General features: G+C 71.8%; 15 protein-coding genes, 1 tRNA gene and 1 pseudogene. 12 read left to right on the plus strand and 5 right to left on the minus strand.

From position 1 onward, the window contains the following. From E1J50_RS23010 to E1J50_RS23035, 6 genes are all read left to right on the plus strand, one after another. Nucleotides 1-257: hypothetical protein (locus tag E1J50_RS23010; RefSeq protein ID WP_132256099.1), on the plus strand; the 257-nt coding region annotated here is incomplete at its 5' end. Between the two features lie 21 nt (nt 258-278). Beyond that, the gene (locus E1J50_RS23015; RefSeq protein WP_132256100.1) at nt 279-566 is read left to right on the plus strand and encodes an RNA-binding S4 domain-containing protein; all 288 of its coding nucleotides are present in this window, start codon (nt 279-281) and stop codon (nt 564-566) included. A 268-nt stretch (nt 567-834) separates the two neighbouring features. Next, nucleotides 835-1,173: a ferredoxin FdxA gene (gene fdxA / locus E1J50_RS23020; protein ID WP_132256101.1), complete on the plus strand. Its 339-nt coding sequence runs from the start codon at nt 835-837 to the stop codon at nt 1,171-1,173. A gap of 521 nt (nt 1,174-1,694) precedes the next feature. Next, a complete protein-coding gene (locus E1J50_RS23025; RefSeq protein ID WP_132256102.1) occupies nt 1,695-2,285 on the plus strand; it encodes a CarD family transcriptional regulator in 591 nt (196 codons plus the stop codon). Nucleotides 2,286-2,605: 320 nt separating this feature from the next. Beyond that, nucleotides 2,606-3,481 carry an RNA polymerase factor sigma-32 gene (locus E1J50_RS23030; protein WP_132256103.1) on the plus strand — a complete coding sequence of 292 codons (876 nt, stop codon included), beginning with the start codon at nt 2,606-2,608 and terminating at the stop codon, nt 3,479-3,481. Nucleotides 3,482-3,725: 244 nt separating this feature from the next. Next, on the plus strand, nt 3,726-3,962 hold the full coding sequence (locus E1J50_RS23035; RefSeq protein WP_132256104.1) for a hypothetical protein: 237 nt from the start codon (nt 3,726-3,728) through the stop codon (nt 3,960-3,962). Here E1J50_RS23035 and E1J50_RS23040 read toward each other — a convergent pair. Next, the gene (locus tag E1J50_RS23040; protein ID WP_132256105.1) at nt 3,959-5,287 is read right to left on the minus strand and encodes an MFS transporter; all 1,329 of its coding nucleotides are present in this window, start codon (nt 5,285-5,287) and stop codon (nt 3,959-3,961) included. The two genes, E1J50_RS23035 and E1J50_RS23040, sit on opposite strands and share 4 nt — an antisense overlap. Before the next feature lie 176 nt (nt 5,288-5,463). Here E1J50_RS23040 and E1J50_RS23045 point away from each other — a divergent pair, with 176 nt between their 5' ends. Together E1J50_RS23045 and E1J50_RS23050 are read left to right on the plus strand one after the other, a co-directional pair. After that, nucleotides 5,464-6,198, plus strand: a complete 735-nt coding sequence (locus E1J50_RS23045) for a 4'-phosphopantetheinyl transferase family protein (protein ID WP_132256106.1) — start codon at nt 5,464-5,466, stop codon at nt 6,196-6,198. A gap of 87 nt (nt 6,199-6,285) precedes the next feature. Then, a tRNA-Pro gene (locus E1J50_RS23050) sits at nt 6,286-6,362 on the plus strand. A 146-nt stretch (nt 6,363-6,508) separates the two neighbouring features. On the opposite strand, the gene E1J50_RS23055 is transcribed toward E1J50_RS23050, so the two are convergent. From E1J50_RS23055 to E1J50_RS23060, 3 genes are all read right to left on the minus strand, one after another. Continuing rightward, nucleotides 6,509-6,727, minus strand: a complete 219-nt coding sequence (locus E1J50_RS23055) for a DUF6894 family protein (protein WP_132256107.1) — start codon at nt 6,725-6,727, stop codon at nt 6,509-6,511. Nucleotides 6,728-7,061: 334 nt separating this feature from the next. Further along, the gene (locus tag E1J50_RS27575; RefSeq protein ID WP_165937955.1) at nt 7,062-7,208 is read right to left on the minus strand and encodes a hypothetical protein; all 147 of its coding nucleotides are present in this window, start codon (nt 7,206-7,208) and stop codon (nt 7,062-7,064) included. Nucleotides 7,209-7,488: 280 nt separating this feature from the next. Then, entirely contained in the window at nt 7,489-7,710 is a 222-nt protein-coding gene (locus E1J50_RS23060) for a hypothetical protein (protein WP_132256108.1), read from the minus strand. A 154-nt stretch (nt 7,711-7,864) separates the two neighbouring features. Between E1J50_RS23060 and E1J50_RS23065 the strand changes: the two genes are divergently transcribed. Continuing rightward, complete coding sequence (locus E1J50_RS23065; protein WP_132256109.1) at nt 7,865-8,569, plus strand: sigma-70 family RNA polymerase sigma factor; 705 nt, start codon at nt 7,865-7,867, stop codon at nt 8,567-8,569. Between the two features lie 27 nt (nt 8,570-8,596). Here the strand turns inward: E1J50_RS23065 and E1J50_RS23070 are convergent, their stop codons facing one another. Further along, the gene (locus E1J50_RS23070) at nt 8,597-8,911 is read right to left on the minus strand and encodes a helix-turn-helix domain-containing protein (protein WP_132256110.1); all 315 of its coding nucleotides are present in this window, start codon (nt 8,909-8,911) and stop codon (nt 8,597-8,599) included. 345 nt (nt 8,912-9,256) lie between these two features. On the opposite strand from E1J50_RS23070, the gene E1J50_RS23075 reads away from it, so the two are divergent. The 3 genes and pseudogenes from E1J50_RS23075 to E1J50_RS23085 form a co-directional block, all read left to right on the plus strand. Then, nucleotides 9,257-11,002, plus strand: coding sequence for a type I secretion system permease/ATPase (locus tag E1J50_RS23075; protein ID WP_132256111.1), 1,746 nt, complete (start codon nt 9,257-9,259; stop codon nt 11,000-11,002). 4 nt (nt 11,003-11,006) lie between these two features. After that, complete coding sequence (locus tag E1J50_RS23080) at nt 11,007-12,401, plus strand: HlyD family type I secretion periplasmic adaptor subunit (protein WP_132256112.1); 1,395 nt, start codon at nt 11,007-11,009, stop codon at nt 12,399-12,401. Nucleotides 12,402-12,490: 89 nt separating this feature from the next. Beyond that, nucleotides 12,491-14,167 (plus strand): annotated as a pseudogene (locus E1J50_RS23085) (hypothetical protein); the annotation flags it as partial.

A 14,167-nucleotide genomic window follows, 5' to 3' on the forward strand; every position in this document is an offset into this window, starting at 1 on the left:
AGCGCGCGCAGGGAGCCGAGGGCCGCAACCGCCCGGCTCAGGGCGAGCGCGAGGGGCGCCGCGAGGGCGGCGGACGTCGCGACCGGTTCGAGGGCGGCCGCGGCCGTCCCGACCGCCGCGAGGAGAACCGGCATGCCGGGCCGCGCGAGGACCAGCGCCCGCCGCGCCGCGAGCGCGCGCCCGATCCCGATTCGCCCTTCGCCAAGCTCGCCGCCCTGAAGGCGCAGCTCGAATCCGGCGATAGCGGGAAGCGCTGATCCGAGGAGGAAGCGGGCGGCATGAAGGTGGAGCGGCAGCGCCTCGACAAGTGGCTCTGGTTCGCCCGTTTCGCCAAGACGCGCTCGCTCGCCGCCCGCCTCGTGGCGGAGGGCCATGTCCGCGTGAACGGACGCAGGGCCGAGGCCCCGGCCAAGGGCCTCGTCGTGGGCGACGTGATCACGGTGGCCGCCGCCCACGTCACTGCCCTCGTGCGGGTGGCCGATCTCGGCGAGCGCCGCGGTCCCGCGCCCGAGGCGCGGCGCCTCTACGTCGATCTCGCCGCGGACGGGCCGCCCGAACAGGCCTAGGAGTCCGGTCGGGTCGGCGAGAAATCCGGGGATGGGGCGGCGCCCCCATATTGCAGGCGCGCGACACAGGGCGGCGCTCCGGTGCGATGCGGCGCCTGCACGCTTGTCAGCACACCGCCCAAGAGCTAGAGCCGTTCGAAATCAGGGGCCGCGGCCCCGGACGAATTTCCAGGCGCGAGCATCCGCATATCGGGCGCGAAGGCTGCGGAGGGGGCACTAGGCCCCGCAACCCGCCTCGCCGGTGCGGATCGAGGACGAAAAACAGCCCATGACCTACGTCGTCACCGACAATTGCATCAAGTGCAAGTACATGGACTGCGTCGAGGTCTGTCCGGTGGATTGCTTCTACGAGGGCGAGAACATGCTCGTCATCCACCCCGACGAGTGCATCGATTGCGGCGTCTGCGAGCCCGAATGCCCGGCCGAGGCGATCAAGCCCGACACCGAGCCGAACCTTGAGAGCTGGCTCAAGGTCAACGCGGACTATTCCAAGCGCTGGCCGAACATCACGCAGAAGAAGGACGCGCCCACCGACGCGAAGGAATGGGACGGCGTGTCGGACAAGTTCGAGGCGCATTTCTCGTCGAACCCCGGCGCGGGCGACTGAGAACTTCCCACCGCTGCCGCGGGCAGCGATGACCGGCCGGGGACGACGCCCCGGCGCGGTGCGGACGCCGTCTCCCGCCCCGCTCGCCGGCCAGTTGCACCCGGCGCAAGGCAGGCATTCCGAGGGCCTCCTGCCCCGTCATCTCTCCCCGTGCACAACTCGGCACAGGGCGCGCCTGCGCGCGCGCGTCAGTCGGCAATCCTTTGATTCGGCGGCCGGATTGTGATACACAAGAGGTCTGCCGTCGCTCGTGCCTGACGTGCTCCCTCATCCGCCTGACGCGATTCCAGGGCGTTCCATGGATAACGGGGTTGCATGCGATCGACCGCTGAAGGCGCCCTGCTTTCGGTGGCCGATCTCGTCGTGGTTCGTGTGTTCGGTCGCGCCAGGGAACCGATGGTTCGCTCACCCGCTCGGGTAGCGGGTCCGCGGTCGGCGGCAAAGGCCGGGTGTCCCACCCCGGAGAAACGGATTCGGCGTGGCTCTCTCGCGCCCGCGCCATGTTTGGAGGCCCTTCTCGCATGACCACAGCCAAGAAGACGACGGCAGGCCGCCAAGGCTTCAAGACCGGCGAAGCGGTCGTGTACCCGGCTCACGGCGTCGGTCGCATCGTCGCGATCGAGGAGCAGGAGATCGCCGGCTACAAGCTGGAGCTGTTCGTCGTCTCGTTCGAGAAGGACAAGATGGTTCTCCGGGTCCCGACCGCGAAGGCCAACAGCGTCGGCATGCGCAAGCTCGCCGAGCCGGACGTCGTCAAGAAGGCCCTGGACGTGCTGACCGGCCGCGCCCGCATCAAGCGCACCATGTGGTCGCGCCGCGCGCAGGAATACGAGGCCAAGATCAATTCCGGCGACCTGCTCTCGGTGACGGAGGTGGTGCGCGACCTCTTCCGCTCCGACGCGCAGCCCGAGCAATCCTACAGCGAGCGCCAGCTCTACGAGGCGGCCCTCGACCGTGTCGTGCGCGAGATCTCCTCGGTCAACCGCATCACCGAGACCGAGGCGCTGAAGCTGATCGAGCAGAGCCTCGCCAAGTCGCCCCGCCGCGCCAAGAACGAGGCCGAGGCGGACGCGGAAACCGACGGCGACGACCTGCAGGAGGAGGCCGCCTGAGGCGGATCTTCCTCGGCGGATGCCTTCAGGCCCGGTGCGCGAGCACCGGGCCTTTTTCGTGCGCTTGCCTGCCGCGCGCGACCCGTCGTCGTCCCGTCATCCGCGCCCTAGATCATGTTTGGGATCGATCTCGCGGCCGGTTATCCGGCTCTCGCGCACGGACTTCGGTCCCACCGAAGCCATCTTCGTCGCGAGGGACGGAACCTTCGCGCCGGTGCTTCCGTTGTCGGTTGCCTGGCGTGGGTCCCTGCCGGCGCCGTCCGGCGTCTCGGGTGTGGCTCCTGCCGTAATCAGCACTCGAACGAAGAGGCGAGGCGGGGATGGCGGAAATTGCAGGGATCCGGCGGCAGTTCATACGGACTGCCATGGAGGCGCCCTTCCTCGCGCGTGATGAGGAACGCGGCCTCGCCCTGCGCTGGAAGGACGAACGCGACGAGCGCGCCCTCCACCGCCTGATCTCGGCACATATGCGCCTCGTCATCGCGCTGGCCGGACGCTTCCGCCATTACGGGTTGCCCATGGCCGACCTCGTGCAGGAGGGCCATGTCGGCCTGATGGAGGCTGCGGCCCGCTTCGAGCCCGAGCGGGAGGTCCGCTTCTCCACCTACGCGACGTGGTGGATCCGCGCCTCGATCCAAGACTACATCCTGCGCAACTGGTCGATCGTGCGCGGCGGGACGAGCTCGGCCCAGAAGGCCCTGTTCTTCAACCTGCGCCGGCTGCGGGCCCGGCTGATGCAATCGACGGAGGAGCGCGTCGGCGACGAGATCCACCGCCGCATCGCCACCGCCATCGGCGTCTCGCGGGAGGACGTGGCGCTGATGGATGCGCGGCTTTCGGGTCCCGACATGTCCCTCAACGCGCCCGTGGGCGAGGAGAGCGAGGCGTCGTCCGAGCGCATGGACTTCCTCGTCGACGGTGCCGCCCTCCCCGACGAGACCGTCTCCGCCGCCGTCGACGGCGAGCGGCGTCTGATCTGGCTGCAGCAGGCGCTGACCGTTCTGTCGGAGCGCGAACTGCGCATCCTGCAGGAGCGCCGCCTCGCCGAGGATCAGGCGACGCTCGAAGCCCTCGGCCACCGGCTCGGAATCTCGAAGGAGCGCGTCCGCCAGATCGAGAACCGGGCGCTGGAGAAGCTGCGCCGGGCGCTCGCCGAGAAGTTTCCGCAGAGCGCGAGCACGGTCTACGCGGGCTGAGGCGTCGCCCGCCTCAGATGTTCGGGGGCGGGCGCGACGCTCGGACAGCAATCGTGAGTGGCGCGCCTCACCCTGCCCAGTGAATCGCGCCGCCGGCCATCACGGCCACTCGCCACATCGGAAAGTTGTACTGTTCGGGACCGACCGGGCGAAAGTTGCGGATTTTCAACCCTGGGCGTCTACGGTCCCTCGGCGCGGCGCGCTATACTCGACCGTATCGACCTGACGAGTCCGACGTTCGGGAATGCCGCACTCCTCGATCCGGCCCCTCGCGGCCCTCTCCGTGCTAGCCCCGCTCGCCGCCGCCGCGGCCGCGGTGACGACGTTGCGCCAGGATCTGTCCTGGTACACGGGGCTCGCCCTCTTCTACGGCAGCCTCGCCGCCGCACAGCTCGGCTATCTCGCGGTCTGCGTCCTGCGGGGGTCGGGCTCTTGTCCGACGCGCCTGTCGCCGCCCTCCGCCGGCAAGAATCCGGCCTAGGGTGAGGGCCGCTGCGGCTCCCGGGCCGGGCGGAGAATGAGATGCGGGCGGCCGGCGAGCACGGCGCAGCCCGCGAGGACGAGCCCGCAGAGCCCCGCGACCAGGGAAAGCGGCAGCACCGGCGCCAGCGCGCCGGAAACGGCCCCGCCCGTGACCGAGCCCAGATTCATGGTCGCCATGTAGACCTCGAACTCCGTCGCCGCGCCGACACGGCCGCGGCTCGCCCGCATGAGCGCCGGCACGAGGGCGACGACGAGGAGGCCCGGCAGCACGTTCGTCAGCCCGAGGATCGCGGGGCCGGCGGTGCCCGCGAGCCCCGCCGCGACGAGGCCGGCGGCGATGAGGAAGGCCGTGGCGCTGGCGCGGCAGAGATGGCGCAGGGCCGGCAGCGGGCCCGCACGGTCCGCCCACAGGCCGACCGCGAGGGCGCCTGCGGTGCCGCCGAGCAGGGCGAGCCCGGCCTGCACGCGGGAGAGGGCCGCCGCGTCCCAGCCGTATCCCTGCACCAGATCGACGCCGAAGCGCAGTTCGAACGCCGCGAGCGCCCCATCGATCGCAAAGCACAGGCCGATCAGGCGCAGCGCCCGCGGGCGGCTCAAGCCCAGGCGGAGCCGGCGCAGGAACCGCCGGAACGGGAGCGGGCGCACCGCCGCGGCGACGAGTGGATGCCGGCCGAGCGAGAGGAGCGCGTCCCCCGGCGCCTCGCGCACGAGCAGGGCGGGCAGGGCCGCGCAGGCGCTGAGAAGGAGAAGCAGTTGCACGCTCTCCCGGAACCCGTAGGCCGCGAGGGTCCAGCCGAACAGGGCCGCGCCGAGGCTCGTGCCGACGACGAAGCCGCCACGGGTGCAGGCGCTGGTGCGGCCGAGCTCCGCCTCCGGCACGTGATCCATGACGAGGCGGTCGCAGGCCGTGTCGAGCAGGGCCGCGAACACGCTGTGCAGGAGGAAGACGAGGCCGAGGGCGCCCAGCGCCTGCGGCCCCGGCAGGAGCAGGAGGCCGGCGAGGGCAGCCTGCCCGCCGAGGATGGCGACCACGCTCCAGACCCGACGGCGCCCCATCCGCGCGCGGCTCGCCCGGTCGACGAGAGGTCCCCACAGGATCGGCTGCAACGTCCAGGGCAGGCCCGCGATGGCGAAATGCAGCCCGACCTCGGAGGCGGGCAGCCCGAGCGCGGCGAGGTGGTTGGCGAGCGCGGTGAGGGAGAAGCCCGCGACGAGACCCTGATAGAGGTAGGTCGCGAAGAAGACGCCGTAGCGGGCGCGGCGGTCCTGAAGGCTCGGCAGGTCGAGGCCGGCCGAGGCCCGCTCCCCGGTGACCCCGCTCATGCCGGGCGCCGAGCCTTGCGGCGGCGGACGCCATCGACGATCCTCACCAGCCCCCCTCCCCCGAGCTCCCGCATGCCGTCTCCCCCGCCAAGCCGGCATCACGCCCCGTCCAGCCGGCATCATGCCTCGACAGGCCGGCCCCCCGCCATGGGGCACGGCGCGCGGGCGGCGCGCCCGTGAGCGGCGGAGCCTTCGCGACTGCGGAACCGGGTCCGCTCGCCGGCCCCTGCGTCTGGTCCATCGATCTCGCCCTCACGGAGACCGCCCTCGCCGGCTGCGCGGCGATCCTCTCCGCCGAGGAGCGGGCGCGGGCGGCCCGATTCCTGAGGCCCCCGGACCGGACCCGGCATGTCGCCAGCCACGCGGCCCTGCGCGTCATCCTCGGCCGGGCCTGCGGCCGCGCACCGAAGAACCTCGCCTTCACGGCCCGTCCCGGGGGCAAGCCGGCGCTCGCCGACGCGGCCGGCCTCGATTTCAACCTCTCGCATTCGGGGGAACGGGCGCTCGTCGCCCTGTCGCCTGCCGGCCGGATCGGCGTCGACGTCGAGGTGCTGCGCCCGATGCCGGATCTGGGACGGGTCGCACGGACCTATTTCGCTCCCGACGAGGCGGCGGCCCTCGCCGCCCTGCCGGACTCGGAGCGCCTCTTCGCCTTCATGGCCTGCTGGACGCGAAAGGAAGCCTTCGTGAAGGCGCTGGGGGCCGGGCTCGCGATGCCGCTGTCGCGCTTCAGCGTCTCGCTGCCGCCCGCGCCCGCCGCGCTCCTGCGGCAGGAGGGCAAGCCGGGCGCCTGGACGCTCGGCCATCTCGAGCCGGGCGCCGGCACCGTCGGTGCGGTGGCGGTCGAGGGAGCCGGGATCGCCGTCGCCCTGCGCGCCTTGCCCTCGGACTGGCCGCGAGACCTCGCCTGAGCCCGTCGCGACGATACGGCAATGATTCGCTTGCGGGCCGGGAATGCCCCGGCTATAAGCCCGCTCGCCGGCGGAGACGCCGGCCTTCGGAGTGTAGCGCAGTCTGGTAGCGCACCACGTTCGGGACGTGGGGGTCGCAGGTTCAAATCCTGCCACTCCGACCAAAATTCCCGCTTGCTCTCGCCTTGGATATTACCGGAACGGCCCTTCTCGGACGGGCGCCGGAGCGCACGGCCTTGCGACTGACGATGCGCGGCTCTGAGTGGCGGGACAGGCGGCTCGGCACGTCGAGGCCGGAGCCCCCGGCGCGTCACTGGATCAGGAAGACCTGCCGGACGGTGCCGCTCGTGTCGCGCACGACCATCTGCCAGCCGTCACCGAGGGTGGCGAGCTCGCCGCTCTCGCGCATCTCCTTGATCGCCATCAGGGCCTGAACGAGCGCCCGATCGACGTCGGGTGCCAGCGTGCCCGCCCGGTCGCGCAGGGTGCGGCTGCCATCGGTCAGGTCGAAGTGGAAGCGCTGAGCCATGTTGCCTCTTCTGCGCCGAAGCACCGGCTCATTTGGTGCGCGGCAAAGGTTAACGGAAACTTAACGACCGTGCCGCGCGGCCGGTCGGCGGATGTTCCTCCCTCCTTCGGCGCAGCGCATGACGGATCGATGACAGGAGCGGGTTCGCGGCTGTGGCCGCGCCGCTACGGATCGCGGCGGCGAGGTGGGCTAGAGCAGCCGCGTTCGTTTCCCGAGACCCGCGAACCAACTCGGGCGCGCCCGCCGAGCGTGGGCGCGCCTCCTTCTCCTGCCCGAGGGCCGCCCGTCACCGCGATGATCCCGGCCGGGCGGGCGCGATGCCCCTCGCATTCGGTCAGATGAGGTAAAGGGTGGTGTCGGTCTTGAAGACGCGCGGGCATTTGCGCGCCTGGACCAAGTCCTCCGCCTCACGCAGCGTGATGTGACGCTCCAGAGCGATCTCCGGCAACGTCATCCACTTGACCTGCTCCTGAGCCTGCATCGGTCGTCTCCACCCCACCCTTGCACGGGGAACGCGTGAGCGCCCGGCGGGTTCGGCGCCGGGGGCGTACCCGCGGACCGGGTGCGGTCCGGGAAGCGGGACCTCTCGATCCGCGGCACTCTCCAGCGCTACCCGTTCGACCGGCTTTTCCGGCACGGCGCCCGGACATCGGTCTTCCCGTTCGGCGGTGGCAATGTCCGGCAAGCCGGCACCACGGGAGCCTCGGTCCCGCCAATCAGACGCGGGCCGCCCGCTTCCGGGCGATCCTCGGTGACACCCCCTACCGGGACGGCGGCCTGCGGGCAGCGACCCCGCCCTCCCAGCGGACGAGGGGGGCGCCGCAGGCGACCATCGCGGCGCGAAGATCCTCGATGCAGCGCTCCGCCTCGGCGAGCGTCCGGAACCCGCCGCGCCGGTACAGGGCTCCGGACGACGAGAGGGCCGCGACGGCGAATAGCCCGTCCGGGTCGTCGACGATGCGGTAGGTCACGGGTCTCGGCATTCTCTCGACCGGCTGGGCTGCGGACGAGGGGCGCAACGCGAGCATCCCAGGGAACGATCCCTCCCCCTTGGCGAGTTAGATGTTCACTGTACAGTCAGGATGCCGGGCCTATTCCAAGGCCGGACGCCCTGCGAAAGGACACAGGTTGACGGACATGCTGATCGCCGGCGGGCTCGGTCTGGATCACCCGGAAGTGGCGGAGGCGCCTGCGCCGCCCCTCCTGCCCGCGGCCGTCCTGGATCATCTCGGCGCCCAGTTGCAGGCGGCCTACGGCGCGCTGGCCAGCGCCCGGCCGCCGCAGCACCTGCTCGACCTGATCGCGAAGCTCGACGGCGTGCTGGCCACCCGGAGCGGACATGCCGAGGCCGTTCGCGAGGGGCTGATCGAGGCGCGTCCCGGATTGCGGACCTTCGCGCTGTCGCTCGTCGCGGATGCCACGCGCGCCGACGACCTCGTGCAGGAGACCGTGCTGAGGGCGTGGGCGGCGCAGGACCGCTTCGTGCCGGGCACGAACCTGAAGGCTTGGCTGTGCACCATCCTGCGCAACCAGTTCTACACGGAATGCCGCAAGCGCAAGCGTGAGGTGGAGGACGCGGACGGCGCCATGGCCGCCCAGCTGACCGCACCCGCCGCGCAGGAGCACGGATCGGACCTGCGCACGATCTGGGGCCAGATCGCCAAGCTGCCCCCGCCCCAGCGCGAGGCCCTGCTGCTCGTGGGCGCGCAGGGCCTGACCTACGAGGCGGCGGCCGAGGTGATGGGCTGCCAGACCGGGACCGTGAAGAGCCGGGTCAGCCGCGCCCGCTCCTTCCTGGCCGCCTCGCTCGGCACCTCGCTGCTGGAGAGTCAGGCGGGCTGACCCCCGCGGGCTCCGCCCGCGCAGGTTTCAGCCGGCAGGGGCCGCCTCCCGGCCGAACAGGATCTCGTGGGTCAGCGGGTCGTAGAAGCGCATCAGGGTCTGGACGAAGTGCCGCGGCTCGACGCCGAGCGCGTCCGCCCAGGCGCGGTAGCGGTCGGGCGGAATTCGGCCGCGGCCCGTCTCAAGCTGAGAGATGAAGGTGTAGTATTCGGCACCGACCAGCGTCGCGAGCTGCCGCTGAGAGAGGCCGCGCGCCTCCCGCAAGTCCTTCAGGAACCGTCCGCCTTCCCGGCGCAATTCCTGGACTTCCTCGGAATCCAGGCGCTGATGATGGGCATACACGGTGAAGACGTCCCCTCGCTCGGTCCCGGCGCGCCGTCCCGCTCTGTACAGTAATATCTATATAGGCTCACCCCCCGATCGCTGTCCAGATCAGGTCTCGTGCAGGGCATCCCGGACACGACTGCGCTTGGAATCGTTCTACCCTGCCCTATGATCCAAGATCGACGGCCGAAACCGGACGGATCGTCGAGCGCGGGCGGTCTGTGCGGAGACCTCTCGGCGGCCCGGCGGATCTGCAGGGAGCGAGCGATGGACACCCGACCCGTTTTCCGACATCTCGAACCTTGAGGTGCAACGCGCCGGGCCTTGGACGATCCTCACCCACACGCCTGATCGGTCGCCGCCATGGGCAGTCATGACACCCCATCCGTGCTGAGCCACGGCCTCCGGTCGATGCGGCCGATGCTGGCGACGGCGTTCATCTTCAGCTTCTTCATCAACATTCTTCTGTTCGTCAGCCCTCTGTACATGCTGCAGATCTACGACAGGGTCCTGTCGAGCCGGAACGAGACGACCCTGTTCGGCATCACGCTGATCGCCGCCTTCGCCCTCGCCGTCTACGCGGCGCTGGAATTGCTGCGCGCGCGCATCCTGGTCCGCGGCGGGATGATCTTCGACCGGAAGATCGCGGGGCCGGTCTTCGACGCGGTCCATCGCGGCACCCTGCGCAGGCCCGGCGCCGGCCACGAGACGGCCCTTCGCGACGTCGACACCCTGCGGGAATTCCTCACGGGTAGCGGCCTCCTGGCCTTCTGCGACGTGCCGTGGACGCCGATCTTCCTCATCGCCTGCTTCATCCTGCATCCCTGGTTCGGATGGATGGCGCTGATCGGAGGGGGCGTGATCCTCGGGCTGACGCTCGTGAACGAGATCGCGACCCGGCGGGCGCTCGAGGCGGCGAACCACGCCTCCGGCGCGGCCGGGCAGCAGGCGCGGGCCACGTTCCGGAACGGCGAGGTCCTGCACGCGATGGGGATGCTCGCCTCGCTGCGCGAGCTCTGGCGGGTCCGCCACGACGAGGTTCTGCTGCTCCAGGCGCTCGCGAGCGACCGGGCCGGCATCGTCGTCGCGGCGACGCGCTTCGTGCGCATGTTCCTGCAGACGATGGTCCTCGGGGTCGGCGCCTACCTCGCCATCCACCGGGAGATCTCGGCCGGGTCGATGATCGCCGCCTCGATCATCATCGGGCGGGCGCTGGCGCCGATCGAGCTCGTCGTCGCCAACTGGAAGGGCTTCACGGCCGCCCGCGCCGGCTACCGCCGCCTGACGGAGCTCGTCTCCGTCGCCGGCCCGGAGCCGCACCGCGTGGTCCTGCCGCGGCCGGAGGGGCGGATCCAGGCCGAGTCGGTGTCCGTCGCGGCACCCGGCTCCGGCGTGCCGATCCTGCGCGACGTCAGCTTCGCGATCGAGCCCGGCCGCGTGGTCGGGGTGATCGGCCCGAGCGCCGCGGGCAAGTCGACCCTGGTCCGGGCGATCACGGGCGTCTGGCCGCTCCTTTCGGGCGCCGTGCGGATCGACGGGTCGGAACTCGGCCACTGGGATCCGCAGGCGCTCGGGCGCCATATCGGCTACCTGCCGCAGGACGTGGAGCTGTTCGACGGGACGGTGGCGCAGAACATCGCCCGCTTCTCCGCCGAGGACGAGGACGAGGACGCGATCATCGCGGTGGCGCGGAAGGCGGGCTGCCACGCGCTGATCCAGGGCCTGCCGGACGGCTACAACACGCGGATCGGACCCGGAGGGCACGGCCTGTCCGGAGGCCAGCGCCAGCGGATCGCCCTCGCCCGGGCGCTCTATGGGCGCCCGAGCCTCGTCGTGCTCGACGAGCCGAATGCGAGCCTCGATCAGGCGGGCGAGGCGGCGCTGATGGAGGCGGTGGCCGCGCTGCGTGAGGAGGGCACGACGGTGATCATCGTCACCCACAAGCTCAGCATCCTGACCGGCGCCGACGAGGTGCTGGTGATGAGCGGGGGCGCGGTGCAGGCCTTCGGCGCGGCGGAGCAGGTGCTCCCGCAGATCGTCGGCCCGCGGCAGGTCCCATCCCTCGTGCCGGTGACAGGCACCGACACCCCCCGGGCAGCGGCGGGCTGACGCCATGGCGAACGGGTCGGCGCCTGCGACTGCCGTCGGATTGCCCGCTCTCCGCCCGTCGCGGCGAGCGGGCGAACCGGAGGGCGCGACGGCCGAGCCGGCAGGGCTCGACGGCCTGTCGAGCTGGCGGCGCTACGCCGTCGCGGGCTACGCCCTGATCTTCGCCACCTTCGGGGTGCTCGGCACCTGGGCAGCCGTCACCCGCCTCGACCGGGCCGTGATCAGCCCGGGCGTGATCATCGCCGAGGGCAGCCGCAAGGTCGTCCAGCATTTCGAGGGCGGCATGGTCCAGGACGTGCTGGTGAAGGACGGCCAGAGCGTGCGCGAGGGCGACGTCCTCCTGCGCATCGACCCGCTCCAATCCCGTGCCAGCGCGGACCTGTTCCGGAGCCAGCTCGACGCCGCCCTGATCCTCGAAGCGCGCCTGCGGGCCGAGCAGGGCGAGGCCCGCGAGCTCGAGGTGCCGCCGGACCTCGCCGCCCGCCGGGCCGAGGCCCCGATCGCGCGGCTGATCCGCGACCAGGCGGAGCAGCTCGCGGAGCGGCGCCGCTCGCTCCGCTCGCAGCTCGACCTGATCGAGGCCCGCGTGACGCAGCTGAAGACCGAGATGGCGGGCCTCGCGGTCGAGAAGACCTCCGTGCAGGAGCAGGTGGGCTTCATCAATCAGGAGCTCGAGGGCCTGCGCGCCCTGCGCGACAAGAACCTCATCCCGCTCTCGCGGCTGCTCGTCATGGAGCGCGAGCGCACGCGCCTCGAAGGCGTGATCGGGCGCTCGGTGGCCGAGACCGCCAAGGCGCAGAACGCCATCGGCGAGGCCGGGATGCAGATCACGCAGCTGCGACAGAAGCAGCAGGAATCCGTGACGGCCCAGCTCCTCGAGACCCGCCAGAAGATCGCGGAACTGCGCGAGAAGCTCCTCGTCGCCCAGGATGTCCTGCGGCGGCACGAGGTCCGCGCCTCGCATGGCGGCGTCGTCCAGGGCCTGAAGGTCTACACGATCGGGCAGGTGATCCGCTCGGGCGAGCCCTTGATGGAGATCGTGCCGGTCACGGACCGGCTCGTGATCAGCGTCCAGTTCTCGCCCAACGACCTGGAGACGATCCATCCCGGCATGCGGGCCGAGGTCAAGTTCCCCACCTTCCAGACGCGCCGGACCCCGGCGATGTTCGGCACGCTCAAGACCGTCTCGCGCGACCGCCTGATCGACGACGCCACCCGCCAGCCCTACTTCTCCGGCATCGTGGAACTCGACGAGCAGCAGGTCCCGGACGAGGTCCGGCGGCGCCTGCTGGCCGGCCTCCCCGCGGAGGTGGTCGTCTCGGCCGGCGAGCGCACGGCGTTCGACTTCATGGTCGCCCCCTTCTTCGACGCGATGGGACGCGCCTTCCATGAGCGCTAGACTCGGCTCGGAACGACAGGCGCCGGCGCGGACCGGGAGGCGCGGCCCCGCCGCCGCGCGGCCGCCCGGCTCCTGGGAGTGAGGTCGACATGGCTGCGGTAATCTCCTTCTTCCGGCCTGCCTCGACGACCCAGGGCGCGTGGTCCCCGCAGGAACTCGCCGAGTTCTACCGGGTCGAGGCCGCCCTGATCCGGGCCGGGATGCGGATCACCAGCGAGCAGGGCTTGAGCGACGAGGCCGATCCCTGGTTCGTCTTCTGCCGCCCCGACGGCGACGCCATCATGCATTTCGCCCGGATCGACGGCAGCTACGTGGTGGCGTCCGAGGTCCTGGACCATCCGATGCGCGGGACCGACTTCCGCGCCCTCCTCGACGAGATCGCGGTCCGGAACCCGGCGCTCCTGCCGATGCCGCATGCGGGCGCCGGCACCAAGCTCGTGGTCCATCCGGCGGCCCTGCTGGCGGCCCTCGTCGCGGCGGCGGCGCTGATCCTCTCCTCCGAGGACGCCGCCGCGAGCGAGCTCGAAACCCTCGGCCCGGACGGGTTCGCGCCCCCCCTTCCGCCGGGCACCGCCACATCGGCAGCCTCACCGGCGGACGTTCAGCCGGCGAAACCGGGCGGTCCCGGCGACACCCACCGGGGAGACGATCACCGCCGGCAGATCGAAGCGATCGTGTTCTCCGCGATGATCTTCGCCGCGCAGGCGGCGGCCGCCGACGAGATCGACCGCAGGGCGGATCCGGATCTGCTCGCGACCGATCCGGCCGGCGGCGCGAGCCAGGCTGCCGCCCCGGCCGAGGCACCTCCGGCCGGCTCGCCAGCCGGGTCCGGCCGCGGGGAGCCGGGAACGATCCGCCACGGGTCGGCCCTCGACACCGAGATCTCGGGCCAACGGGGAGACGTTGCCGCCGCGGGACCCGAGCGGCCGGGCGGGGCCCCGCAGAGCCGGGCCGAACCCGTCGTGGAGACTCCCGAACTCCCGAAGCTCGCGGCGGCGCACAGACCCGTGCCCGGCGCATCCGAAGAGGCGGGGACGCCGCGTTCCGCGGAGGGGAGCCTGCTCCTCGGCGCGGGCCGGCCGGCGACCGCCGATCCCCGCTCCGAGGGTGGGAGCCGCGACCCCGGCGACGGGGACGGGCACGGGGCTGCGAAGGCGGGCAGCGCATCCGCCGTCTCGTCCGAGGATACCGGTTCTTCCGGCCCGCCGCAGGGCTCGGCACAATCCACCTCCCAGACCACGACGCAGACCGCGTCCCAGGCCTCCACCCAGGGCGGTTCGGGCCAGAGCCCCTGGCTCGTCTCCGCGCTTCGCGGCGAGGACGGACGCTCGGACTCGTCCTCATCGCGCGACAAGGCCATCGGGGACACCGGCCAGGACGCGAAGGCCGAGAAGGACAAGGGCCAGAAGGACAAGGGTCAGGCAGACGATCAGAAGGGCGGCTCGGAGCGGTCCGCCGGAGAGCGCGCGGAATCCGAAACGCCCGGCCCGTCCAAACCGGCTGAGGCCGAGACCGGCGTGGCAGCCGCAGGGGGAGAAGCGGCGGAGACGAGCCATCCCGGCGCGAGTGCCGCCGCCCCCGGCCAGAACAAGGGCAAGGGCGACGCATCCGGCGCGGAGGCGAATACCGACACGCAGGCGGCACCGTCGAACGCGGGCGGCCAGGGCGCGAAGGCCGACGCCCCGGCTGCCGCGACCGCGGCGGCCGAGGCGGCGCCGCCGAGCCCTGCCCCCGCCAGTAAGGCGGCACCCGGCCAGGCGAAGCAC

Origin of the sequence: Methylobacterium segetis, assembly GCF_004348265.1 — a bacterium.
Lineage (GTDB): Bacteria > Pseudomonadota > Alphaproteobacteria > Rhizobiales > Beijerinckiaceae > Methylobacterium > Methylobacterium segetis.